This window comes from Nocardia wallacei (genome assembly GCF_014466955.1).
In the GTDB taxonomy this organism is placed as follows: Bacteria; Actinomycetota; Actinomycetes; order Mycobacteriales; family Mycobacteriaceae; genus Nocardia; species Nocardia wallacei.
This window is the reverse complement of sequence record NZ_AP023396.1, coordinates 868,170-893,702: the sequence shown is the minus strand read 5'-3', so window position 1 is coordinate 893,702 and position 25,533 is coordinate 868,170. Positions and strand designations below refer to the sequence as shown.

Genomic DNA, 25,533 nt, shown 5'->3' with positions numbered 1-25,533 from the left:
GCAACTCCCCCGCCTTCAGGCAACCCCCACCCTCACGCAACCTCTCAACCCTCGAGCAACTCCTCACCCCGCGAGCAACTCCTCACCCTTCAAGCAACTCTTCCCACCCCACGCAACCCCCTCCGCCAAAACCCTCCCATAGCCCGCCAACCCCAAAGGTTTTCGGCGCGGCTCGGTTTTCGAGCACCGCTGCGAAGCGACGAAGGAGCCAGCAGCGGTGCTCGAAAACCGAGCCACAGGGCGCCGAAAACCCGCCGGAGCGAAGCGGAGGCCAAAAATACAGCCCCCACCTAACTCAACACGCCACCCTCCTCCCCCTACCCGAACACCGGCTTCCGCTTCTGCAACATCGCCGTCGCCCCTTCCAGGAAGTCTGCCGATTGCAGCAGTTCGACCTGGCCGGCCTTTTCGACCTCGAGCGCACGATCGAGGGCCCCCAACGCAGCCCCGTTCAACGCCCGCTTGGTCAACTCCAACGCCCGCCGAGGCCCACCCCCCAACTTCGCCACCACCCCTTCGACTTTCGCATCCAACTCCTCGCCGGAGAGCACACCGGCAATAAGCCCGAACCCCTTCGCCTCGCCAGCGGAAAGCCGTTCCCCCACCAACGCCATCTCAGCCGCCACCGCCCGCCCGGCCGCCGCCGCAACCAACGCCGCTGCCCCACCGTCGGGCATCAACCCGATATTGATGAACGCCAGCAGCAAATAGGAATCCTCACTCGCGTAGGTGAGGTCGGCGGCCAGCGCCAGCGCCACCCCGATCCCGGCCGCCGCACCGCGCACCCGCGCGACCACCGGTACGGGCGCGTCCACGATCGCCTGCACCAGCCGGTTGGCGGCGTCCATGGTCATCTCGGGTGTGATGCCGCGCTGTGCCTCGGCGGCGGTGGCGGAGAGGTCGGCGCCGGTGCAGAAGTCGCTGCCTTCGCCGGTGAGCACGATGACCCGCACCGACGGGTCGACGGTCGCGAAGGTCTCGCCCAGCCCGACCATCGTGTCGTAGCCGATGGCGTTCTTGCGTTTGGGGTTGGTGATGGTGACGCGCAGCACCGGCCCGTCGTGGACGGCTGTGAATCCGGTGTGGTCGGTGGTGCTCATGGCAACTCCCCAGGAAGGCCGCCGGTGTCGGCGACGACACCAGAATGATGGTTAACTTTGCGAATTGTGGTTAACTTAGGTTGACTTGTCCGGCGCTGTCAACAAGGGCGGCACGGCAGAAGGAGAGGTGTATGGTCGCGGATCGCAGCGAGGCCGGGCTCGCTTCCGCGCGACCGGACAGCTCGCCGAACGGACGCGGCGAGCGCCGTGCGCCGGTGCAGCGTCGGCCGAAGAACCGGAAAGCGCAGATCGTGCGGGTCGCTGCCCGTGCGTTCAGCGAGCGCGGCTACCACCCGGTGGGCGTGGACGAGATCGCGGCCGAGGTCGGCATCTCCGGTCCCGCGCTGTACCGCCACTTCACCAACAAGTACGCGCTGCTGGTCGCGGCCGCCGAGGCCGGGGCGCAACAGTTGCTCGACACCGCGCGCGGCGCCGACGACCCGCGGCTGGATCCGGAATCGCGACTCACCGCGCTGATCCGGGCGCTGGCCGAGCACACCATCGAGGTGCGCCGCGAGGGTGGGCTCTACCGGTGGGAGCGCCGGTATCTCGGCCCCGAGGACCGCGCGCGCATCCGCGTGATCTACAACGGCCTGCACGAAACCGTCGAGAACGCGATCGCTCCGCTGCGACCCGACGCGTCGCCGCTGGACATCCGAATCCTCGCGACCGGAATGCTCGGCGCGATCGGCAGCATCACCGCCCACCGCACCGCGCTGGCCACGAGCCGGCTCACCGATCTGCTGCAGGACATCTGCCGCTCGATCCTGCACACCGAGCTACCGCCCCCGCCCGGCCCGGCCACACCGGAATCGGCCGTGCGCGGGCTGCCGCTGAGCAGCAAGCGCGAGCAACTGCTCACCGAGGCCATCCGCATCTTCGGCCGGCAGGGCTACCACGAGGCCAGCATCGAGGAGATCGGCGCGGCCGTCGGCATCAACGCCTCCAGCGTGTACCGGTACTTCTCCAGCAAGTCCGACCTGCTGGCCGCGGCCTTCCACCGCACCGGCGAGCGGGTCGCGATCGCCAACTCCGAGGCTCTCGCCGAGGCGACCAGCCGCTCCGATGCCGCGCTGCGCATCGCGGCCAGATTCGCGCGGCTCACCTTCGCGATGCCGGAGATCCTGCCGGTCTACTTCGCCGAGTTCTCCAATCTGCCCGCCGCCGAACAGCAGAAGCTGCGCTCCATCCAGCGGCAGAACGTGCTGGAGTGGGCGCACCTGCTCGACGGCGACCCGGCCGAGGCGCGCTTCCGCGTCCACGCGGCCATCGCCCAGGTCGTCGACGTGGGCCGCCGCATGCGCTTCGACAGCCGCCCGGAAAGCCTCGCCCGCATGCAGGCGCTGATGAACGCGGCTCTGCTGGGCGAGAATTCACCCGAAGGCTGATTCAAACTTCCGCCGTCCCGCCAGGCTTCCCCGCCATCCCGCCGGGCTTCCCCCGTTATCCCGCCGGGCTTCCCCGTTAGCCCGGCTGGCTCTTCGCCAGGATCAGGCGGTTTCGGCGGCGCGGCGGTATCCCCGGACGGCGGGGTAGGCGAAGACCACGATCATGCCGACGATCCAGGCGATGGTCTTGAGCAGGGGCGTGGCGATGGGCCCGTCCCAGGCCAGGCCGCGCATGGCGTCGACCGCGGTACTCATCGGCTGGTTCTCCACCGTCTTCTGCAGCCAGGGCGGATAGGCGTAGGTCGGGACGAATCCGGAGTTGAAGAACATCAGCAGCGTGTTCACGATGGCGATGACGTTCACCAGCATGACCCCTTCGGACACCGTGGCCAATGCCGTCACCATGACCGCGAACGCGACGCCGAACAGCACCGGAATGGCGATCATCGCCAGCGAGGCCAGCGGCCCGTTCCAGAACCGGAAGCCGATGCACACCCCGACCGCGACCACGAGCAGCGTGGAGATCAGTACCCGGATGGCCTCGGCCAGTAGCCGTCCGGTGAGCCCGGCGGCCCGATGGATCGGCATGGTCCAGAACCGGCTCAGCAGGCCGGTGATCTTCTCGGTCCGGAAACCCAGCGCGCTGACCACCGCACCCGACATGGCGGCCACCAGCGTGATCATCGGCACCATGCCGTAGTAGCTGGGCATGCCGGTGGCGTTCTCGATCATGTAGCCCAGCACGACCTTGAACATCAGCAATGTCAGTACCGGATAGATCAACGCCTGGATGGTGGTCGCGGGATCACGCGACCACACCAGCAGCAGACGGCGGCACTGGATCAGGCTGTGCCGCGCCCATGTCGACAGCGCGCGCTCCGACTGCGGCGGCGCCACCGGCAGCGGGCTCCTGCCGCCGAACGAATCGACGTCCTTCGCAGCGATGTCCGCACGCTCCTCACCGATATCCCGGCCCACCGCCGACTCCGCCGTTCCCGCCCCGCTACTCACGCCCGCCTCGTATTCGCCCAGACAGCCAGCGGCACGAACGCGATCGCCAGCCCCGCCAGCCACACCAGCGGCACCCACAGCACATGCCAGCTCACCCCGTGCTCGGCCATGTCGCGCATGGCGAAGGAGAACTGTGAGATCGGCTGGTTCCGCACGAACGGACGGATCCACGCCGGGAAACCCACCTCGGGCACGAAACCACATGACAGCATGCCGAAGATCAAGGTCGGCAGCGTCAATGCCTGGCTCAGTGACTCCGGGCTCTTGGTCAAGCTGCCCAGCCCGTCGGCGCCGATCGCCAGCACCGTGCCCACCGCCAGCGAGAAGACCAGGAACAGCACGGCCTGCCCGAACCCGGCCACGAAGCGGAATCCGATCACATACCCGAACAGGATCGCCGCGGCCAGCGATGTCACCGATCGGACCAGGCCCGCGGACAGCCGCGACACCAGCGGCACCAGACTCCCGATGGGCATGGTCTGCATGCGGCTGTTGAGCCCGGTAAGCGCTTCCATCGCGGCGATCTGCGCATTCGACATCATCGTGAACGCCATGGTCTGCAACACGATGATCGGCATGACGAACTGCGCGTAATCGATGCCGCCGACCTTCATCACGAAGCGCAGCGGCAGATAGAAACCGACGGTGAACACCAGCGGCGTGATCACAGCGACGATCAGCTCGCCCTTGGTCACCATGGTCCGCACGAGCCGTCCGGTCAGGGCCCGCCACTGCGCGAAGCTCGACGGCCGCGCGGGCGGCATATCGGCGAACAGCCGGGTCTCGGCGGTCGCGGTCGAGACGGTCACTGATTCCCGCCCGAATGCCCGGTGATGGAGAGGAACACATCGTCGAGCGAGGGTCGGCGCAGCGCGATGTCGGCCAGCTCCACCCCGGCCGCGTCCAGCCGACGCACCGCCTCGGCGAGGGTCGCCGCGCCGTCGGGGGCCGGTATGGATACGCGGTCGGCGCCGTCGGCGAGCACGTCGGTGCGCACGGCCTCGGGAAGCAGCTCGCCCAGTGCGTCGGCGGCGGTGCGCAGCTGCTTCGGATCCAGCGGCACCACCTCGCAATAGCTGCCGCCGGTCTTCTCCTTCAACGCGTCGGCCGTGCCCTCGGCGATCACCGCGCCCTTATCGATGACGATGATGTTGTCGCTGAGCACATCGGCTTCCTCGAGATACTGCGTGGTGAGCAGCACCGTGATGCCCTGCTGTTTCAGCGCGGTCACCAGATCCCAGACGCCCTGGCGGCTGCGCGGGTCCAGGCCCGTGGTCGGCTCGTCGAGGAAAACCACCTCCGGCCGGACCACCAGCCCGCACGCGATATCGACGCGCCGCCGCATGCCGCCCGAATAGTGCCGCACCGCACGCTTACCCGCGCCGACCAGGTCGAACTCCTCCAGCAAGGTGTCGGCTCGCTGCCGGGCCGCCTTCTTCGCCAGGCCCATCAAGCGGCCGAACAACTCCAGGTTCTCCCGGCCGGACAGATTCTCGTCCAGCGCCGCGTACTGCCCGGTCATCATGATCGAGCGCCGCACGCCCGCAGGATCGCGCACGACGTCGTGACCCGCCACCACGGCCGTCCCGGCGTCGGGGCGCAGCAGCGTGGAGAGGATCTTCACCGCGGTGGTCTTGCCCGCGCCATTGGGGCCGAGGATGCCGAGCACGCTGGCACGCTCGGCGGTGAAGCTGATACCCCGCAGCGCGTGCACGTCACCGAAGGACTTGCGGACCTCCGACACCACCACCGCCGGTTCCGAAACCACCGGCACCGCGTCGGCTACGACGCGGTCGTCGGGGCCCGCGGTCGTCCCGGCCGTCTCCGGCTCTCCCGGGGGTTGCGGTTCCGCATTGTCCAAGCTCGGCATCAACTCTCCACTATCGACCGGGCAGCGACCGGATTGTCCGGAACGCCGTGTGCACGCCTCGGTAGGTGATCCCATCCACCTGCCGCGATGTTACTGTGTTCAATTGCCGCGGCTTCGCCGCGGCGGGTTTGTGGTTGCGTGAGGGGGACCTTTCCTTGCCGGGGTTCGTCAGTGTGTCCGTGGCGGATGCTTCCCGAGTGTGCACTTGCCGATTGGTCGTGAGTGTCTCCTTGCCGACTGGTTGTGAGTGTGTTCGGCAGGGTGGGTGTGGGCATGGGATAGGCGTTCTGCGGCAACGTGATTGCGGGGGCCTGGCTTCGGGGGTTCCCGGGCCGAACGGCCGGTACCCAAACCCGCGCGCGAATACTTGTGGCGTTACTCACATTTCAATCCTTATTGCCGCTCGTGCGCAGATCGGCGCTGGTCCGCAGACAGACCGGGTGGTCTGGCTCGATAACCCATTCTTGTCGGTGGCGGGGGCGCGCCCATAGTCTGGCGGACAGGGGAATTGAAGACACTCACCTGTCTGCGGCAATCGCGATCCGGTCGGGGAGGACCGGTTGCCGGAGCATTCGCCAGCGAGAGGGTGACCAATGGCCGAGTCGGCGCGCCGCACGGCAGCGCACACGGGAGGGACGGTCCGCCCGAAGGTGCTCACGTCCTTCGATCCCCGCACGGGTGAGGCGGTGGGCGACTTCGCGATGATGGGCACCGGCGAGGTGACCCGCACCGTCCGGGCCGCCCGGGCCACCGAGAAATGGTGGGCGGCACTCGGATTCGCGGGCCGGCGGCGCTGGCTGCTGGACTGGAAGCGCGCCATCGCGCGCAATGCCGGTGAACTGGTCGACATCGTCTGCGCCGAAACCGGCAAGCCGGAGGTCGAGGCCGCCATCGAGGTCATGCTCGCGGTGGAGAACCTGGACTGGGCGGCCCGCAACGCCGAACGCGCGCTGGGCCGCCGCCGGCTCGGCTCCACCTGGCTCACCCGCAATCAGCGCGCCTCGGTCGGATACCTGCCGCTGGGCGTGGTGGGTGTGCTCGGCTCCTGGAACAATCCGGTCTTCACCCCGATGGGGTCGATCGCCTACGCCATGGCCGCGGGCAACGCGGTGGTGTTCAAACCCAGCGAACTCACCTCCGGCGTCGGCGTCTGGCTGGCCGAGAGCTGGAGCCGGCTGGCCCCGAATCAGCCCGTGCTGCAAGTGATCACCGGCGACAGCAGCACCGGCGCCGCGCTGTGCCGCGCCCGGCTCGACAAGGTCGCCTACGCCGGGTCGGAGAGCGGTGCCCGCGAAGTGATCTCGCTGTGCGCGCAGTCCATGACACCGGTGGTGGTGGAGCACTGCGGCAAGGGCGCCATGGTGGTGCAGGTCGACGCCAAACTCGACGACGCCGCCGAGGCCGCCGTCTTCGGCGCCATGTCCAACGCGGGGCAGAGCCCCACCGGCATCCAGCGCGCCTACGTCGCCGAATCGGTGTACGACCCCTTCCTCGAGAAGGTGGCGGCGCAGGCCCGCAAGCTACGGCCGGGCGGCGACCGCCGCGCCTCCTACGGCCCGATGATCCTGGAATCGCAGGTCGACATCGTGCGACGACAGGTCAAGGACGCCATCGCGCGCGGCGGCCGGGCCGTGGTCGGCGGCCTGGACTCGATCCGCGAGCCCTACATCGAGCCGATCGTGCTGGCCGACGTGCCCGAGGACAGTTCGGCGATCACCGGCGAGGCGGTCGGGCCGGTGCTGATCGTGAACCGCGTCGCGACCATGGACGAGGCGGTCGAGCGCATCAACGCCGCCGGGCAGGGCCTGGCGGTGGCGGTGTTCACCCGCGACGTGCGCGCGGTGCCGGAACTGGCCGACCGCATCAGAACCGGTGTGGTGACGGTGAATTCGTCGATGGCCTCCGCGGGCATTCCGTCCATGCCGTTCGGCGGGGTCGGCGAGTACGGCCAGGGCCATGCGCACGGCGAGGCCGGGCTGCGGGAGTTCAGCCGCACCCTGGCCATCGCGCAGAAGCGCTACCGCGCCCCGGTCAACCTGACCACCTTCGACCGTCACCCGCGCCACCTGCGCTGGGCCAAGGCCGTCTTCCGGCTCAGGCACGGACGGTAGCGTCCGGCTCGCGCGCGCAGCTGCGCAGCGAGTCGATGTAGGCGGTCATGGCATCGCGGTTGCGGATCAGCAGTTCGATGCGGTGTGCCAGCCGGTCGCGCTGCCGCTCGAGGGTCGCCAGGATCTCGGGGTCGGCATCGGCGAAATGGATGTCGGCCGGATCGTCGAGGCAGGGCAGGATCTGCTTGATGAGCCGGGTCGGCAGGCCCGCCTCCAGCAGGCCGCGGATGTGCAGCACCTGTTCGACCAGGCGCTCGTCGTAGTCGCGGTAGCCGTTGGCGGTGCGGCCCACCCGCAACAGCCCCTGTTCCTCGTAGTAGCGCAGCAGGCGCGGGGAGGTCTCCGTGCGCTCCGCCAGCTCACCGATTCGCATATGCCCTACCTCACAACAACTCTCGCTTGACCCTCACATCTATGTGAGGGTTCGAGCATAGCGCCATGAGCAAAGACGTCACCCTCTTCGACTACAGCCCCATCACCGAACGCGAGCCGATCCACTGGCCCGGCGGCAAGCGGGTCGCCTTCTACGTCGGCCTCAATATCGAGCACTTCTACGTCGATCTGCCCGGCACGGCCACCTACGAGGGCACCACCTCGCTGACGCCGGACGCCCTCAACTACGGCTGGCGCGACTACGGCCCGCGGGTCGGGTTCTGGCGGCAGCTGGAACTGCTCGACAAGCACGGCATCCGCGCCAGCGCGCTGCTGAATTCCGATGCGGGCGAGCGGTATCCGCAGATCATCGAGGCCGGGAGGGCCCGTGACTGGGTGTGGCTCGCGCACGGTAGCAGCAACAGCCACCTGCACACCGGGCTGTCAGTGGAAGACGAGCGGGTCGCGCTGCGCGAGATCGTCACGGCCATCGAGAAGTCCACCGGCTACCGGCCGCGCGGCTGGATGGGCCCGGGCTTGACCGAGACCTTCGACACCCCGCGACTGCTGGCGGAGCTGGGCCTGCGCTACGTGCTCGACTGGACCAACGACGACCAGCCCTACCGGCTGAATGTGCCCGGGCTGCTGAGTGTTCCGTACTCGGTGGAACTCAACGACATCGGCGTCTTCGTCACCAAGGGCCTCACCGGGCCGGACTTCGTGCGGATGGTGAAGGACCAGGTGGACCAGCTGTACGCCGACTCGGCCGACAGCGGGCGCGTGTTCGGGTTGGCGCTGCATCCCTTCGTCACCGGCCAGGCGTTCCGCCACCGCTACCTGGACGAGGCCCTCGACTACGTCGTCAACCACCCCGGAGTGTGGGTCACCACCAGCGACGACATCGCCGAGCACTACGCGACGAACCATTAGCCGCGGGGTCAACCGCCGGTGACGGTGAGGTAGATCAGCAGCAGGTTCAGCGCGGAGATCACGGCGGCGATCGACCAGGCCGCCCTGGTGGTCCAGCGGTGGTTGGCGTCGGCGCCCATCAGGGTGCGGTCACCGGTGAAGCGCACCAGCGGAATCAGCGCCAGCGGAATGCCGAACGACAGCACCACCTGCGAAATGATCAGCGCGCGGGTGGGATCGATCCCCACCGCCAGAATGATCAGCGCCGGAACCAGGGTGACCAGGCGGCGCAGCAGCAGCGGAATGCGGCGGCTCAGCAGACCTTCCATGATCATCGCACCGGCGTACGCGCCGACCGAGGTGGAGGCCAGCCCGGAAGCCAGCAGCCCGACCGCCAGCAGCAGCGCCGCCCACGGGCCCAGCGCGTCGCTCACCGCGGCGTGCGCGGACTCCAGCGAGTCGACGTCGTCGCGACCGTTCAGCGTGTTGGCGGCCATCAGCAGCATCGACAGGTTCACCGCACCGGCGATCACCATCGCGAGGCCGACGTCGACGCGGGTGATGCGCAGCAGCCGCGCCCGCGCCGGGCCCTCCTCCGGTTGTCCGTGCCGGTCCCGCGAGAGTGCGGAATGCAGGTAGATGGCGTGCGGCATGACCGTCGCGCCGATCATCGCCGCCGCCAGCAACACGCTCTCGGCGCCGTCGAAGCGCGGCAACAGTCCGCCCAGCGCGCTCGGCGCCGACGGCGGGGCGATCACCACACTGGCCATGAATCCGATCGCGATGATGGCGAGCAGGCCGATGATGACCCGTTCGAACGGTTGCTGCCCCCGGCGGTTCTGCACCGCAAGCAGCCCCATCGACACCACGCCGGTGATCACGCCGCCGAGCAGCAGGGGCAGATCGAACAGCAGGTTCAGCGCGATCGCGCCGCCGACCACCTCGGCCAGATCCGTTGCCATCGCGACCAATTCGGCCTGCGCCCAGTACGCCAGCCGGATCGGCCGGCTTGCCCGGTCCCGCACCACCTGCGGCAGCGTGCGGCCGGTGACCAGACCCAGTTTCGCCGACAGGTACTGCACCAGCGCGGCCATCGCGTTGGCCATCACGATCACCCACACCAGCAGGTAGCCGAACTGCGCGCCCGCGCTGATGTTCGAGGCCACGTTGCCGGGATCGACATAGGCGATAGCGGCCACGAAGGCCGGGCCGAGCAGGATCGAGGCCGATCTCGCCCGGCGGAACGAGGTGCGAGGCGAGACAACGGTACTCATGAATTTTATTTTATGGGTATCCGAACTTTTTGTTGAGCTTGACCCGGAAAATGTGACCGCCCCGACCGCTACAGCGGCCGGGGCGGTACGTCTGCCCTGGTGGAGTGTCAGAGACCCAGACCCCGGGCCAGTACCGGCCACGAGTTCATGAAGTCGTCGCGCCAGTAGCCCCAGGAGTGTGTGCCCGAGTTCCGGAAGTTGTAGGTCGCGGGGATGCCCAGGCTGTCCAGCTTGGTCTTCAGGTTGCTGGTGCAGTAGTTGGTGCCCGCCTCGATGATGCCGCCGATCAGGATCTGGTTGCCCAGACCGTAGGCGCCGGGCAGCGCGTAGGGACCGTTGAGGGTGTCGTACACGCCGGGCAGGCCGTTGCCGGTGGAGATGTACATGTCCAGGCCGCGCAGTTGCTCGGCGTGCACGTACGGGTCGTTCTCCGCCCACACCGGGGAGTCGTCCGGGCCGTACATGTTGGTGACGTCACCGCCGCCCCAGGTGTTGACGGTCAGCTTGACGAACTCGCGCCCGGCCGGGTCGCTGGTCTGCGCGCAGCCGGAGTAGGCGGCGGCGGCCTTGTACAGGCCGGGGGCGTGGATCGGCAGGTTCAGCACGGTGGTGCCCGAAGTGGACAGGCCCGCAACGGCATTGACGCCGTTGGTGCCCAGCGCGCCGTCGATCAGCGGCGGCAGCTCCTCGGTGAAGAACGTCGTCCACTTGTTGCGGCCCAGCGTCGGGTCGTCCTTGATCCAGTCGGTGTAATAGCTCCACTTGCCGCCGATGGGCTGCACCACATTGACGTTCTTGTCGGCGAGGAACCCGTTGACGATGTCGGTCTTCTGCTGCCAGGAGGCCGCGTCCTCGCCGCCGCCCGCGCCGTTGAGCAGATACAGCGTGGGGCGCGGCGCGGAGGCGTCGGCCGGGCGCTGCACGTCGACGGGGAAGGTCTTGTCCATCGCGGCCGAGTAGACGTACAGCCGGATGTTGCGGTCGTCCTTGTAGGTCGCCTTGGAGATGTAGGACCCGTCCGGGGACTTCGGATCGCCCAGCAGGGTCTTCGAGGCGATGATGGGGTCGTCCGCCGAGGCGGTGGGTGCGCCGATTCCGGCTACCACGCCGGCGAGTACTCCTGTGGCCGCGATCGCGGCGGCTGCCCGCAGGCCACTACGCCGGAAGTGTCGACGAATCAATGCTCACACCTTCGCTATCTCATCGGTTTTCGGTCCAGCGATTCCCGTCGGCGCCCCGTGCCGACACCCACGAATCGGGCGACGCCGCGCCCGACCCTACGGCCTTTCTAGTCGTCCGACCAGAGGACATCGTTACGCGGCGACCGCCTCATCATGCCCGATCGGCGTTTCCGGCCGCGCCGTCGGCCCTCGTAGCGAGACGTTTTCTCAGCTGCGGGCCGATCTGCGCCATCGCCTCGGGCGCCACCATTTCCTCGTGCACGGCGTCGACCGGGAGATCGACGATCTCGCCGTCGACGTAGTCGCGCCAGTTGTCCGCCCCGGTCGACCGGTCGCGCGCGGAGAAGTAGTCGAGCCGGCCCCGGTACACCCCGGGCCGGTGCTCGACGATCATCTCCGCCGACCGCACGGCGCTGCGGTAGATGCGGCGCAACCGCTCGGGGGTGAACAGCGCCAGGTCGGGCGGGAGGGTGGCGTGCAGGGTGGCCAGCGCCGGTTCGCTGAGATCGTAGATATCGCCGTCGCCGACCAGCGCCTCCGCGCCGATGCCGATCTCGGCGAGCACCTCGCGCACGGCGGCGCGGAAATCGCCGAGGTCGATGTCGAGGCGACTATCGAGCATCACCAGCACCGCCACCCGGGCACCGGCGGCCTGCAGCATGGTGGCGATCTCGTGTGCCAGCACCCCGCCCAGCGACCAGCCGAGCAGGTGGTACGGACCCTCCGGCTGCACCCGCCGGATCTCCTCGACGTAACGGACGGCCATATCGCGCACCGATTCCGGCAACCGGTCGTCCTCCGACAGCACCGGCGACTGCAAGCCCACGATCGGCCGATCGCCCGCGAATCGCACGAGTCCGGCGTAGCACCAGGACAATCCGTACATCGGGTGAATGCAGAACAGCGGTGCGCCCGTGCCGTGGGCGCGGATCGGCAGCACCACCTCGAGCGCGGCCTCCGACGCCAGGTCGAAGTCGTAGTCGAGGTCCTGGGCGTCCTCGAGCCGCTGGGCCAGCGCCGCGACCGTGGACCCGGTGAAGAACCACTGCACCCGCACCTCGGTGCCGGTCAGCGCGCGCAGGCGGCTGACCGCGCGGGTGGCGATCAGGGAATTGCCGCCGAGTTCGAAGAAGTCGTCGTCCGCGCCCACCCGCTCGACACCCAGCACCGCGCCGAACACCTCGGCGACCGTCTCTTCCGACGGCGTCGAGGGCGCGCGGTAGGGACGACCGGAGAGCTGCGGCATCGGCAGCGCGCGGCGGTCCAGCTTGCCGCTGGCGTTCAGCGGCAGTTCGTCCAGCACCACCAGGGCGGCGGGAACCATGTAGCCGGGCAGTGAATCTCGCGCGTGCGCCAGCAGCGCGGCCTCCTCGACGGTGGCGCCGGGAGCGGGTACGACGTGAGCCACCAGCCGATCACCGGAACCGCTGCGCACCAGGGAGACCACCGCGTGCCGCACCGTGCCGTGGCCGGTCAGCACGGCTTCGATCTCACCGAGTTCGATCCGCTGGCCGCGCAGTTTGACCTGGAAATCGCTGCGGCCCAGGTATTCCAGTACGCCGCCGCGCCAGCGGACGATGTCGCCGGTACGGTAGAGGCGCTCGCCGCCGTCGTGGGCGACGAAGCGTTCGGCCGTCAGCGCGGGCGCGCCGAGATAGCCGCGGGCCAGTTGGATTCCGGCCACGTACAGCTCGCCCGGTGCGCCCGGTGGTACCGGCCGCAGCTGCCGGTCGAGCACGTGCACCCGGGTATTGGCCACGGGGCTGCCGATCGGCACGCTCGCACCGGTGGTAGCGGTCGCGGGCGCCGCGGTGACGACGGTGGCCTCGGCCGGGCCGTACCAGTTCACCAATTCGGTGCGCTCGAGCAGTTCGGCGCAGGCGGCCGCCGTCTCGCCGGACAATGCCTCACCCGCGGCGAAGATCCAGCGCAGCGACGGATACCCCTGCGCCACTGCCGGATTCGCTTCCATATCGAGAAAGGCGTCCAGCATCGACGGCACGAAATGCACGGTGCTGACCGACCGCTCCTCGATCAGCCGCGACAGGTAGGCCGGATCACGGTGGCCGTCGGGTTCGGCGACGACCACCGCGGCGCCGGTCTGCAACGGCCAGAACAGTTCCCAGGTCGAGATGTCGAAGGTGATCGGTGTCTTGTGCAGTACCACGTCGCCGGTGCCGTGCGGGTAGCAGCGCTGTGCCCATCGGAACTGATTGACCATCTGCCGGTGGGTGATCGTCACGCCCTTGGGCCGCCCGGTCGACCCGGATGTGTGGATGACATAGGCGATGCCGTCCGGGTGTGCGGGCGGGAACTCCCGGCCGCGACCGTCTAGCGGCAGCTCGTCCACCACGACAACCGGTGTCCCCGTGCGGGTTTCGAAGCCGTCACCGCCGGTGGTGAGCACGCACACCGGCCGCGCGTTGCCGAGGACGAATTCGTTGCGCTCGGCCGGGTGATCGGGGTCCACGGGGACGTAACCCGCCCCCGCCCGCAGCACGGCGTAGATCGCGACGACCAGATCGATCGAGCGCCGCATGGCCACGGCCACCAGCGCTTCCGGTCCGACACCCCGATCGGCCAGCTCCCCCGCCAGCGCCCGGGCGCGGACATCGAGCTGGTGGTAGGTCAGCATGCTGTCGCCGAAGTACAGCGCCGGGGCCTGCGGAGTGCGGGCCACCTGCGCGTCGAACAGCGAGAGCAGCGTCGCGGCGTCGAGCAGCTCGGGCGCCGTCGTGGCGTTGCGGGCGGCCAGCTCGTCGCGCTCGCTCGCCAGCAGCACGTCCACCTCGGCGACGCGGGCCTGCGGCGTCGTCACGAAACGGCCGAGCAGGGCCGAAAGTCGTTGCGCCAGTGCGATGGCCGTCGCCTCGTCGAACACGTCCCGCAGGTATTGCAGCGACACCCGCAGCTGGTCGTCCAGCGACACCATGACCGTCACCGGATAGTGGGTCCCGTTGACCGAACCGATGCCGGTGACGTGCACGCCGTCGACCGCACCGGCGCGGTCCAGGCCGTCGCGATCGATCGGATACGACTCGAACACGACCAGCGAATCGAACAGCCCGTCGACACCCGCGGCCGCCTGGATCTCGCTCAACCCCAGGTAGTGGTAGTCCAGCAGGTCCGCCTGCTCGGACTGCAACTGCCGCAGCAGGCCGCTCAGCGTCTCGGTGGCCGTCAGCCGCACCCGCACCGGAATCGCGTTGACGAACAGGCCCACCATGGTTTCGACACCGGGCAGCGCCGGCGGGCGGCCGGAGACCGTGGCACCGAAGACCACGTCGTCGCGATCGGTACTGCGCCCGACCAGCAGGCCCCACGCCGCCTGCACCACGGTGTTGACGGTGACGCCCAGCCGCGCGGCCAGCCGGGTCAGCTCGGCGGTGTCGGACACCGACAGGTCGAAGCCCGTTTCGCCTGCGCCGCTGGTGATTTCGCGGCCCGGATCGACCGGGGCCAGGGGTGTCGGCTCGGTGACGCCCGCGAGCGCCCGCCGCCAGGCCGCCCGGGCGGCGTCGCGATCCTGGTCGACCAGCCAGGCCAGGTAGTCGCGATAGGGGCGGACCTCCGGCAGGTGCCGCGCGTCCGGCCCGAGCGCGTACAGCATCAGCAGGTCGCGCATGAGCAGCGGCGTGGACCAGCCGTCGAGCAGGATGTGATGGCTGGTCACCAGGAGTCGATACGTGTTGCCCGCGGTGAAGCCGGTGTGGATGAGGGTGAACCGCAGCAGCGGCGCGGTGCGCATGTCGAACCGGTCGGCGTAGTCGGCGGCGGTGCGCCGGGCCAGCTCCGCATCCACCTCGTGCGCCGGGACGTCACTGAGATCCACGGTGCGCCAGGGCACTTCGACATCGTCGAGGACGACCTGCACCGGATTGCCGGCGGCGTCGGCGGCGAAGGCGACCCGGAGGTTGTCGTGCCGGTCCAGCATGGCCTGGGCCGCCGCGCGCAACCGCGGCACGTCCACACTGCCGCCGAGATCGACGGTGAACTGCGTGGTGTACAGGTCGACCGAGGCGTCGGCCAGCAGGGCGTGGAAGAGCATCCCCGACTGCAACGGTGTCATCGGCCAGATATCGGACAGGTTCGGATAGTCCCGGACCAGCCGGTCGATATCGGACTGCGCCGGGCGCACCAGCGGGAAGTCCGACGGAGTGAAGCCGCCCGCGTCCGCGTGCGTCCCGTGCTCGGCCAGCCCGCCCAGCGCCCGGACCCACTGCCCGGCAAGCTCTTTCACCTGTTCGGCGTCCAGCACCGCGGCGGCGTAGTCGAATCGGGCCAGCAGGCTGTCGGCAGTGGCGTCGATGGTGATGTCGAGGAACAGGTCCGCGGGCGCGGTGTCCGGCGAAGCGTCGGCGGGACGCAGGTCGCGGTAGCGGAACGCGGTGCGCCCGTGCGGGAGCGCGGCCAGGTCCGTGGCGGTGTCGGGATTGAGGTAACGCAGCAGACCGTAGCCGACTCCGGCGGCGGGCACGGCACGACGGCGCTCCTTGACCTGGGCGATCACCCGGCCCGCCGCGGGGCCGCCGAGCAGTGCGTCGTCCACGTCGATGGCGTCCAGGCCCAGCACGAACGGGTAGGCGGCGGTGTACCCGCCGACCGCGCCCGCCGCGCCGGGTCCGGCCACGGCGCGGCCGTCGGCGAACAGTCGCACGACCGAGCCGACCGCCTCGGCCGCCGGTCCGCGCTGCCCCGACTCCAGTGCCAGCGCGAGGGCCGCGAGCAGTACCTCTTCGGTGGTGGCGTGGTAGGCGGCGGCCACCGCGGTCACGGCGGCGGCGCCCTCGGCGGTGACCACCAGCGAAACCCGGCCGCGCACCGTCAGATCCAGATCGCCGACCGGGATGTCCGCGGGCGCATCGGCCAGAGCCGTTCGCCACCAGTCGATTTCGCCGACTGTCGCGGGATCGGTGGCGCGGGCCGCCAGCGTGTGCGCGACATCCGCCGGTCCGGTGTCGACGCCGGTCGTCGTGGGGTGGCCGCCGGACCAGGCGGTGGACAGCTCATCGATGATGGTGCGCCAGGAGGCATCGTCGACGACCAGGCCGTTCGCGACGATCACGAGCACGGGCGGCACCGCCGTCGTGTCGCCGGGTTCGGTCGGCGCGATCAGGCCGAAGCAGATATTGCGCCCGGCGGCCGGGTCCAGGTCGGCGGCCAGGGCGCGCAGGGCGACCTCGGCCACGTTCGCCACGGGCGCGAACCGCCGCAGCGGGACCTCGGCAACGGTATCGGGAAGCACAACGGTGTCGGGAAGCACAAGGCTCCCAACGATTTCCTGGGTCGGATCCGGTAGTTCGGCGCGGCGGACGAAGTGGGCGCCGGTATCGACGGCGGACGATCGGACGACGGGCAGGAACTCGGTCGCGGCCTCTGCGGTCGGGGCGGGCAGCAGGCTGGTCGGGGCATCGAAGACCACCGGCAGGAACTCGGTGACATGGTCGGCCCAGGAATCAGGGCCGCCCCCCACGTGCCCGGGCAGCGAACCGGATTCGGCGACGTTCTCCGCCTCCGCGATGACCGCCGGGATCCGCACGCCCACCGGCGGGCCGAACGGGCTCGCCCCGGCCCCGTTCCCCTCCGGAACCTCGGGTACAGCTGTGCCCGTTGCTGTTTCGAGACGCGCCGAGAGCATCGGATGCCGGTCCAGCAGGGCCTGCACGGCCGCGTGCACCCGGTCGGGCCCGCAGTCCTCGGGCACCGCCAACGAGATGGCGCGGCAGTCACGGCCGGTGGGGTCCAGGCGCAGCAGCCGGACCGCGTTCGGGAGCAGCGGCACCGGTCCGGTGCGGATCCGTGCGTCGGCGTCGGCGGGCACGGTGGCGACGCGCGCCAGCGCCTCGACGGTGCGGGAGCCGAAGATGTCGCGCGGCGAGAAGTGCACGCCCCGAGCCCGGGCCCGCGACACCACCTGGATGGACATGATGCTGTCGCCGCCGAGCGCGAAGAAGTCGTCGTCCAGACCGACCCGCTCCAGGCCGATGACCTCCGCGACCACATCCGCCACCACTTCTTCGGCGGGTGTGCGCGGGGCGCGGTATGCCTTGGTCTCCACCACCGGTTCGGGCAGCGCCCTGCGGTCGAGCTTGCCGTTGGCGGTGAGCGGCAGCGCGTCCAGGGTGACGAACGCCGACGGGATCATGTAGTTCGGCAGCGCGGTACTCAGCGCCGACCCGACCGCGGTGGTGTCGAGCGCCTCGCCGGTCGGCACCAGGTAGGCCACCAGCCGGTCGCCGCTGCGGCCGTCCTTGCGGGCCAGTACGGCCGCCTGGGCGATCTCCGGCAGTGCCAGCAGCGCGGCCTCGATCTCGGCGAGTTCGATGCGGAAGCCGCGGATCTTCACCTGGAAATCCGTGCGGCCCCGGTACTCCAGTTCTCCCGCGGGGTTCCACGCCACCAGATCGCCGGTGCGGTACATCCGCGCGCCCGGCTCGAACGGGTCGGCCACGAACCGGTCCGCGGTCAGCTCCGGACGGCCGAGGTAGCCGCGCGCCAATTGCGCACCGGCCAGGTACAATTCGCCCGCCGCGCCGTCCGGGACCGGGTGCAGCCGCGCGTCGAGCACGTACACCCGGGTGTTCCATTCCGGCACGCCGATCGGCACCGAGACCTGGTCGGCCGCGGTCACCAGGTGGTTCGTCACCGACACTGCCGCCTCGGTCGGGCCGTAGGCGTTGTACAGCTCGACGTCGCGGTAGAGCGACAGGAACCGCTGCGCCAGCGCGCCCGGCAGGGTCTCACCGATGGCCAGCACCCGCCGCAGTCCGGCCATGGCCCGGCCGCCGGCGCGGGTGGTGGCGTCGGTGAGCAGCGCGTCGAGCATCGACGGCACCACGTGCAGCGTGGTCACGGCCTCGCGGGCCAGCAGTTCGTTCAGGTAGGCCGGGTCGCGGTGGGCGTCGGGCATCGCGATGACCAGGCGGCCCCCCGATGCCGCCGCCGACCAGAATTCCCACACCGACAGGTCGAAGGTCGCCGCGGTCTTCAGCAGCACCGCGTCGTCGGCGCCCAGGCCGAACGTCGCTGTCTTCCAGGTCAACTGGTTGACGACGGCCGCGTGCGGCACGGCCACGCCCTTCGGGCGGCCGGTCGAGCCGGAGGTGAAGATGACGTAGGCGGTGTTCGAGGAACGCAGTGGCGCAACGCGATCCGCGTCGGTGACGGCCGTGGCGGAGTGCGCGGTCAGGTCCAGGGCGTCGAGGGCGACGATCCGCGGCCCCGCGTCCGGTTCCGCCGCGCGGTGGGCGGCTGTGTCCGCGTCCACCGATGCCTCGAGCAGGGCGGGCATGGACTCGGAGCGTCCGCGCCAATCGAGCACCGCGCCGTTTCCGGCCGCGACCACCGGACGCGGACCGGCGGCCGCTGTCGCGGCGTCGCGGCGCGGTTGTACCGCCCCGGTGGTCAGCACGCACACCGGTTGCGCGGTATCCAGGATGTAGTCGACCCGCTCGGCGGGCTGGTCGGGGTCGATCGGGACGTAGGCGCCGCCGGCCTTGGCGACCGCGTACATGGCGACCACGAGATCGATGGAACGCGGCAGCAGCAGCGCGACTCGCGATTCGGGGCCGACGCCCAGCGAGATCAGGTGCCGGGCAAGGCGATTCACCCGCGCGTCGAGTTCGCCGAAGCTCAGTTCGGCGCGACCGGTCTCGGCGTCCGGCAGGTCCGCGACCAGCGCGACCGCCTCGGGCGCCGCCGCGACGGAGCGGTCGAGCAGGGTCACCAGCGTCGCGGCGGCGTCCAGCGCGTGCGTGGTGGCATTGCGGTCGGCGACGACGTGCGCGAGTTCCGCCGGGGTCAGGATCTCGAGGTCGCCGACGGGAACCGTGTCGTCGGTGACGACGGCGGTCAGAATGCGCGAGAGCCGCGCCGCGAAACCTTCCACCGTGGCAGCGTCGAAAAGATCGGTCGCATAGGTGAAGAACCCACCGATACCCGCCGGGCTCCCCTGCTCGTCATACGTATCACCGACGATCAAATGCAGATCGAACTGCGACACATCCAGATCCGCATCCACACCCGCGACTTCCAGACCAGGCAGCGACAATTCCGTGCGCGCCAAATTCTGGAACGACAAACCCACCTGGAACAACGGATGATGCGCCGTCGACCGCGGCGGATTCAACACCTCCACCAACCGCTCGAACGGAACATCCGCATGCGCGAACGCCCGCAGATCCGCCTCCCGCTGGCGTGCGAGCAGTTCCACGAAACTCTCGCCACGATCCAACCGCGTCCGGAACACCACCGTATTCACGAACATCCCGATCAGATCATCCAGCTCCGCCTCACCACGACCCGCGACCGGCGTACCCACCGCAATGTCATCAGTCCCCGACAACCGCGCCAGCAACACCGCCAACGCCGAATGCACCACCATGAACAACGTCGCACCATGCGCACGTGCCAGCGTGCTCAACGCCGCATGCGTCTCCGCGTCCACCCGGAACTCCACCCGGCCACCACGCAACGACGCCACCGCCGGACGCGGCCGATCCGCAGGCAACTCCAGCAGATCCGGCAAACCCGACAACTCCCGCCGCCAGAACGTGATCTGCTGCGCCGCAATCGAACCCGGATCCGACTCGTCACCCAGCACCGCACGCTGCCAGACCGCGTAGTCGGCGTACTGCACCCGCAGCGGCGCCCAGCCGGGGTCCGCGCCCGCGGTGCGCGCCGCGTACGCCGTCATCACGTCGCGCACCAGCGGGGCCATGGACGAACCGTCCGCCGCGATATGGTGCACCACCACGGCCAGCACGTATTCGCGCGCATCGGAGGCGGTGTCGGTGATGTCGAACAGCCGCACCCGGATCGGCACCTCGGTGGTGACGTCGAACGGCGTCGCCGCCAGCTCGTACACGGCCGCGATCGCGCCCTCGGCGGTGAGCCGCTCCGGCACGACGGACACCCACCCGCCCACATGCGCGGTCGCGTCCGCTCCGTGGTGCCCGACCGCCGCCGACACCGGCAGCACCACCTGCACCGGGCCGTCGGCCGTCTCGGGATAGACAGTGCGCAGCACCTCGTGCCGCACCACCACATCGTCGAGCGCGGCCGACAACGCCGCCACATCCAGATTCCCGGTGAGCCGCAACGCGAACGGCAAATTATAAGCCGCCGAACCCGCCGTATCACCATCCTGATCGAACCGATTCAGGAACCACATCCGCTGCTGCGCCAACGACAACGGCAACCGTTCGGGCCGCTCGAGGGCGCCGAGTTCGACGCCGCGGCTGTCGTGTGTGTGCGATTCGATCGCGGCGGCCAGCGCCGCCACCGTCGGCGTCTCGAAGACCGTCCGCACCGGTATCCGGCCGTCGATGGCCACGCCCAGCCGGGCCGCGACCTGGGTGGCGACCAGCGAGTTGCCGCCCAGGGCGAAGAAGTCGTCGTCCGCGCCGACCCGGTCGAGGCCGAGGACCTCGCTGAACACCTCCGCCACGATCTCCTCGACCGGCGTCGCGGGGGCACGGAATTCGCGGGTGGAGTAGGTCGGCTCCGGCAGCGCCTTGCGGTCGAGCTTGCCACTGGCGTTGAGCGGGAACGCGTCCAGCACGACGATCGTGCCGGGCACCATGTAGACCGGCAGCGACTTCGCCACGGCCGCCAGCAGATCCGCCTGATCCAGGCGCAGGCCGGGCGCGGGCACCACGTACGCGACGAGCTGGTCACCGAGCGCCGACGGCACCACCGCGGCCACCGCCTGACTCACCGCGGGCTCGGCCAGCAGCGCGGTCTCGATCTCGCCCAGCTCGATGCGCTGGCCGCGGAACTTCACCTGGAAGTCGGTGCGCCCCAGGTAATCCAGCCGCGCGGGCAGCTCACCCTCGGGCGCGCGCCACACCGCCAGGTCGCCGGTGCGATACATGCGGGAACCGGCCGCACCGTACGGGTTGGCGACGAACCGGTCGGCGGACAGATCGGGCCGCCGCACATAGCCGCGCGCCAACTGCGCACCCGCCAGGTACAGCTCCCCCGGCACGCCCGCCGGTACCGGGCGCAGCCGCCCGTCCAGAACGTAGACCTGAGTGTTCCACTGCGGCAAGCCGATCGGAACACTCGTCCGGTCGTCGCCGCGCGCCTGCCAGTAGGTCACCGACACCGCGGCCTCGGTCGGGCCGTACAGGTTGTGCACCCGCGCGCCACAGACCCGGCGGACCGCGTCGACGGTCTCCGGCGGCAGCGCCTCGCCGATCACGAATATGTCCCGCAGGCTCGGGCACGCACCCTGCGTCAGGTGCGCGGCGAACACGGTCAGCATCGACGGCACGAAGTCGGTGACCGTAATACCTTCGGCGGCGATGGTTTCCGCCACGTACAACGGGTCGCGATGCCCGTCGTGGGTGGCGACGACCAGCCGCGCGCCGGACCGCAGCGGCATGAAGTAACCCCACAGGGAGACGTCGAACGTGGTCGCCGTCTTCTGCAGGTACGCATCGCCGGGGCCCAGCGGGTACTGCGCGAGCATCCACTCGATCTGGTTGTGGATGGCCGCGTGCGACACCGCAACGCCCTTCGGGCGGCCGGTCGATCCCGAGGTGAAGATCACGTAGGCGGGGTGTGAATCACGCAGCGGGGCAAGGCGTTCGGCGTCGGCGATCGGCTCGCCGGAGAATTGCGACAGGTCGGTCCGGTCGATCTCCAGCACGTCGCGCGCCGCGGCCACCGCCGGGGCGTCCGCAGCGGTGGTGAGTACCGTGACCGGCTCGGCGGTGTCGAGGATGTGGCCGATGCGCTCGGCGGGATGGTCGGGGTCCAGCGGCACGTACGCGCCGCCCGCGGCGATGATCGCGTACATTCCCACCACCAGGTCCAGCGACCGCCGAACGGCCAAGCCCACCAAGGCTTCCGGGCCCACGCCGCGCGAGATCAGCAGCCGCGCGAGCCGGTTCACCCGGGTGTCGAACTCGGCGTAGGTGAGCGAAGCGCCCTCGTAGGTCACGGCCACCGCGTCGGGCTGCCGCGCCACCGCGCGCCGGTAACCGTCGAGCAGCAGCTCCGGCTCGACCCGATGCCGAGTCTCGTTCCAGTCGCGCAGGATGCGGTCGCGCTCGGTTCCGGACAGCAGTTCGATCGCGCCGACCGGGCACCGCGCGTCGGCGGCCACGGTGGTCAGGATGCGAGTGAGGCGCTCGGCGAAGCCCGCGATGGTCGGCTTGTCGAACAGGTCGGCGGCGTAGGTGAACAGGGCCGCCAATCCGGCGGGGGCAGCGTCCTCCTCGTGCGGGACGACCGTGAGCTGAAGGTCGAATTTCGCTATGGCGCCGTCGAATTCGACGGCCGCGGCGCTCAGGCCGGGCAGTTCCAGCGTGGGCTTGTCCATGTTCTGGAAGAACAGCGCCACCTGGAACAACGGATGATGCGCCTGCGAACGCACCGGATCCAGCACCTCGACCAAACGCTCGAACGGCAACTCCGCATGCGAGAACGCACCCAGATCGGTCTCTTTCACCTCTGCCAGCAGGTCGGTGAACGGCGCCGCCGCATCGACGCGGGTCCGCAGTGCCAGGGTATTGACGAACATGCCGATCAGATCGTCGAGTTCGGCCTCACCGCGCCCGGCCACCGGCGTGCCGACGACAATGTCGTCCATCCCCGACAACCGCGCCAGCAACACCGCCAACGCCGCGTGCACCACCATGAACAACGACACACCGGCCGCCTGTGCGAGTTCCACGAGCCGGGCATGAACGTCGGCGTCGAGTTCGAACGCGTACTGACCGCCGTGCCCGGACGCCACCGCGGGACGCGGGCGGTCCGCGGGCAGGTCGAGCCGGTCCGGAAGCCCGGCCAGCGTCGAACTCCAATACGCGAGCTGAACGGCGCCCACGGAATCGGGATCGGATTCGTCGCCCAGCACGGCCCGCTGCCACAGGGTGTAGTCGGCGTACTGCACCGGCAGCGGCGCCCAGTCGGGCGCGAGGCCGCCGCACCGGGCCAGATAGGCGGTCATCAGGTCGCGCACCAGCGGCGCCATCGACGCGCCGTCGGCGGCGATGTGATGGACGGAGATCGCGAGCACGTGGTCGGCGGGCACGGCGCCGGAATCCAAGGCCAGCAGGGCGATTCGCAGCGGCACCTCCGCCGCCACGTCGAATCCGGCGAAGGCGAACGCCGCCAGCCGGGCCTCGAGTTCGGCCGGGGCCACGGGCTCGGCGACCAGATCGGGAATGGCCTGCTCGGTCGGCAGGACGACCTGGTACCCGGTGCCGTCCTCGGCCGGGTACACGGTGCGCAGCGTCTCGTGCCGCTCGACCACGTCGGCGACCGCGGCCTGCAGCGCCGCCACATCGAGCGCGCCGGACAGCCGGATGGCGGCCGGGATGTTGTTGGCGGCCGACGCGGTGTCGAACTGATTGAGGAACCACATCCGCTGCTGCGCGGGCGAGAGCGGGATCCGGTCCGGCCGCGGCATCGGGGTCAGCGGAATGCGCCCGCCCGCGTCGACCAGCGGTTCGATCCCGGCGGCGAGGCCGGCGACGGTCGGCGCCTCGAACACCAGCCGGGCGGGCACCCGGGTGCCCAGCGCCGCGCCCAGCCGGGCGGCGGCCTGGGTGGCGATCAGCGAGTTACCGCCCAGATCGAAGAAGTCGTCGTCGGCGCCGACGGTCGCGGCGGGGTGCAGCAGCTCGGTGAAGATCTCGGCGACCAGCGTCTCGAGGCGACCGGACGGCGCGCGAAACTCCTTGGCCTGCAGCACCGGTGCGGGCAGCGCGGCGCGGTCCAGCTTGCCGACCGGGGTCAGCGGGATCTCGTCGAGCACCATGACGGTCGTGGGCACCATGTGCGCGGGCAGGCTGCGGCTCGCCCGCTCCAGCAGCTGTTCGACCTCGACCGCCCCGTCCACGGGATGCACGTAGGAGACGAGAATCGTCGCGCCGGTGTCGAGCCGGTGCCCGACGGTCACCGCGAAGTCGACCGACTCGTGCGCGGACAACACCGCGTCGATCTCCCCCAGCTCGATCCGGAAACCTCGGATCTTCACCTGAAAATCGTTGCGGCCCAGATACTCCAGCTCACCGGACACGGTGCGGCGCACGAGATCGCCGGTGCGGTAGAGCCGGGAACCCGCCGGCTCGAACGGATTCGCCACGAATCGCGCGGCGGTGAGCGACGGCCTGCGGTGGTACCCGCGGGCCAATTGCGCTCCGGTGATGTACAACTCACCGACGGCGCCGTCGGGCACCGGCGCCAGCCGGTCGTCCAGCACGTACTCGGTGACGGCCCGGATCGGCGCGCCGATGGTGATGGTTTCCCCGGGGATCAGTGGCGAACTGATGTTCGTCATGATCGTGGTCTCGGTCGGCCCGTAGCCGTTGTAGAACTCGCGCGTGCCGTCGGCGATCGGAACGGCCCAGCGCCGCACCAGTTCCGGCGGGCAGGCCTCGCCACCGGAGATGATCACGCGCAGGTCGTCCAGCCCCGCCGGGTCGAGTGAGGCCAGCGCGGCCGGGGTGACGAAGGCGTGTGTCACCTCCTCCCGGCGCAGCAGGGCGGCGAGTTCGTCACCGCCGTACACCGACGGCGCGGCCACCACCATCGTCGCCGCACCACCCACCGCCAGCAACAACTCCAACACCGACGCATCGAACGACGGCGACGCGAAATGCAAAGTCCGCGAATCGTTCCCAACCCTGTAACGCTCACGCTGCTCATCACAGAAACTCGACAAACCAGCCTGCGTGACCACCACACCCTTCGGCTTGCCCGTCGAACCGGACGTATAGATCACATACGCCGGGTGCTCCGCCCGCAAGGGCCGCAACCGGTCGGCATTCTCCAGCGGCTCCGCCGACATACCCTCCAGCCGGTCGCGAACCGCACCGTCCAGCACCAGCCATTCGATATCACCCGGCAGGGCGTCCCGCGCGGCGGACACGGTCAGGCCCAGCGCGGCCCCGGAGTCGGTGACCATATGCGCCACCCGCTCCGCCGGATAACCCGGATCCACCGGAACAAAACCAGCCCCCGCCTTCGCCACCGCCCACACCGCAACAACAGACTCCACCGACCGCGGCACCCCCACCGCCACCACAACCTCAGGACCCACACCCCACTCGATCAACAACCGAGCCAACCGCGTCGACCGCTCATCCAACTCCGCATACGACAACACCGCCAACGACGCCGACGCATCCGCGAACACGAGCGCGGTACCGGTGGGATTGGTCTCGACGGCGGTCGCCAGCAGTCTCGGCAGCGTGGTGACACGGGAGCGCCTGGTACGAGTAGGCCGCCGACGTTCGGGTCGGCTCACTCGAACACCCCGCCAGCAACTCCGAACATCAAAATGAAACCTTCTCCGTACCTG

Annotated in this window: 10 protein-coding genes and 1 pseudogene; 3 read left to right on the top strand and 8 right to left on the bottom strand. The window is 69.8% G+C overall.

The genetic code is table 11. The annotated features are described in order from the left end of the window. Positions 1-317: 317 nt before the first annotated feature. Entirely contained in the window at positions 318-1,100 is a 783-nt protein-coding gene (locus NWFMUON74_RS04110; RefSeq protein WP_187686658.1) for an enoyl-CoA hydratase-related protein, read from the bottom strand. Between the two features lie 131 nt (positions 1,101-1,231). Here NWFMUON74_RS04110 and NWFMUON74_RS04105 point away from each other — a divergent pair, with 131 nt between their 5' ends. Beyond that, on the top strand, positions 1,232-2,488 hold the full coding sequence (locus NWFMUON74_RS04105; RefSeq protein ID WP_187686657.1) for a TetR/AcrR family transcriptional regulator: 1,257 nt from the start codon (positions 1,232-1,234) through the stop codon (positions 2,486-2,488). A gap of 102 nt (positions 2,489-2,590) precedes the next feature. Here NWFMUON74_RS04105 and NWFMUON74_RS04100 read toward each other — a convergent pair whose 3' ends face one another. From NWFMUON74_RS04100 to NWFMUON74_RS04090, 3 genes are read right to left on the bottom strand one after another with little or no spacing between them, the layout of a single operon-like run. Beyond that, positions 2,591-3,454, bottom strand: coding sequence for an ABC transporter permease (locus tag NWFMUON74_RS04100; RefSeq protein WP_425300797.1), 864 nt, complete (start codon positions 3,452-3,454; stop codon positions 2,591-2,593). Between the two features lie 41 nt (positions 3,455-3,495). Further along, positions 3,496-4,263: an ABC transporter permease gene (locus tag NWFMUON74_RS04095; RefSeq protein ID WP_187688915.1), complete on the bottom strand. Its 768-nt coding sequence runs from the start codon at positions 4,261-4,263 to the stop codon at positions 3,496-3,498. 41 nt (positions 4,264-4,304) lie between these two features. Then, the gene (locus NWFMUON74_RS04090) at positions 4,305-5,369 is read right to left on the bottom strand and encodes an ATP-binding cassette domain-containing protein (protein ID WP_187686656.1); all 1,065 of its coding nucleotides are present in this window, start codon (positions 5,367-5,369) and stop codon (positions 4,305-4,307) included. Between the two features lie 593 nt (positions 5,370-5,962). Here NWFMUON74_RS04090 and NWFMUON74_RS04085 point away from each other — a divergent pair. After that, complete coding sequence (locus tag NWFMUON74_RS04085; RefSeq protein WP_187686655.1) at positions 5,963-7,480, top strand: aldehyde dehydrogenase family protein; 1,518 nt, start codon at positions 5,963-5,965, stop codon at positions 7,478-7,480. Here NWFMUON74_RS04085 and NWFMUON74_RS04080 read toward each other — a convergent pair. Then, positions 7,464-7,853: a MerR family transcriptional regulator gene (locus tag NWFMUON74_RS04080; RefSeq protein WP_187686654.1), complete on the bottom strand. Its 390-nt coding sequence runs from the start codon at positions 7,851-7,853 to the stop codon at positions 7,464-7,466. The genes NWFMUON74_RS04085 and NWFMUON74_RS04080 overlap by 17 nt on opposite strands. Positions 7,854-7,918: 65 nt before the next feature. Between NWFMUON74_RS04080 and NWFMUON74_RS04075 the strand changes: the two genes are divergently transcribed. Continuing rightward, the gene (locus NWFMUON74_RS04075) at positions 7,919-8,782 is read left to right on the top strand and encodes a polysaccharide deacetylase family protein (RefSeq protein WP_187686653.1); all 864 of its coding nucleotides are present in this window, start codon (positions 7,919-7,921) and stop codon (positions 8,780-8,782) included. An 8-nt stretch (positions 8,783-8,790) separates the two neighbouring features. On the opposite strand, the pseudogene NWFMUON74_RS04070 reads toward NWFMUON74_RS04075, so the two are convergent. The 3 genes and pseudogenes from NWFMUON74_RS04070 to NWFMUON74_RS35835 form a co-directional block, all read right to left on the bottom strand. Then, positions 8,791-10,068, bottom strand: a pseudogene (locus NWFMUON74_RS04070) (Nramp family divalent metal transporter); the annotation flags it as partial. Positions 10,069-10,142: 74 nt separating this feature from the next. After that, positions 10,143-11,186, bottom strand: a complete 1,044-nt coding sequence (locus NWFMUON74_RS04065; protein ID WP_425300427.1) for an alpha/beta hydrolase — start codon at positions 11,184-11,186, stop codon at positions 10,143-10,145. A 181-nt stretch (positions 11,187-11,367) separates the two neighbouring features. Further along, complete coding sequence (locus tag NWFMUON74_RS35835; RefSeq protein ID WP_232110830.1) at positions 11,368-25,479, bottom strand: non-ribosomal peptide synthetase; 14,112 nt, start codon at positions 25,477-25,479, stop codon at positions 11,368-11,370. Positions 25,480-25,533: the final 54 nt, after the last annotated feature.

What these genes read in the sequence shown, in the direction of transcription:
- NWFMUON74_RS04110 (WP_187686658.1), bottom strand. Translation starts at nt 1,100, where the DNA reads ATGAGCACCACCGACCACACCGGATTCACAGCCGTCCACGACGGGCCG.
- NWFMUON74_RS04105 (WP_187686657.1), top strand. Translation starts at nt 1,232, where the DNA reads ATGGTCGCGGATCGCAGCGAGGCCGGGCTCGCTTCCGCGCGACCGGAC.
- NWFMUON74_RS04095 (WP_187688915.1), bottom strand. Translation starts at nt 4,263, where the DNA reads ATGCCGCCCGCGCGGCCGTCGAGCTTCGCGCAGTGGCGGGCCCTGACC.
- NWFMUON74_RS04090 (WP_187686656.1), bottom strand. Translation starts at nt 5,369, where the DNA reads ATGCCGAGCTTGGACAATGCGGAACCGCAACCCCCGGGAGAGCCGGAG.
- NWFMUON74_RS04085 (WP_187686655.1), top strand. Translation starts at nt 5,963, where the DNA reads ATGGCCGAGTCGGCGCGCCGCACGGCAGCGCACACGGGAGGGACGGTC.
- NWFMUON74_RS04080 (WP_187686654.1), bottom strand. Translation starts at nt 7,853, where the DNA reads ATGCGAATCGGTGAGCTGGCGGAGCGCACGGAGACCTCCCCGCGCCTG.
- NWFMUON74_RS04075 (WP_187686653.1), top strand. Translation starts at nt 7,919, where the DNA reads ATGAGCAAAGACGTCACCCTCTTCGACTACAGCCCCATCACCGAACGC.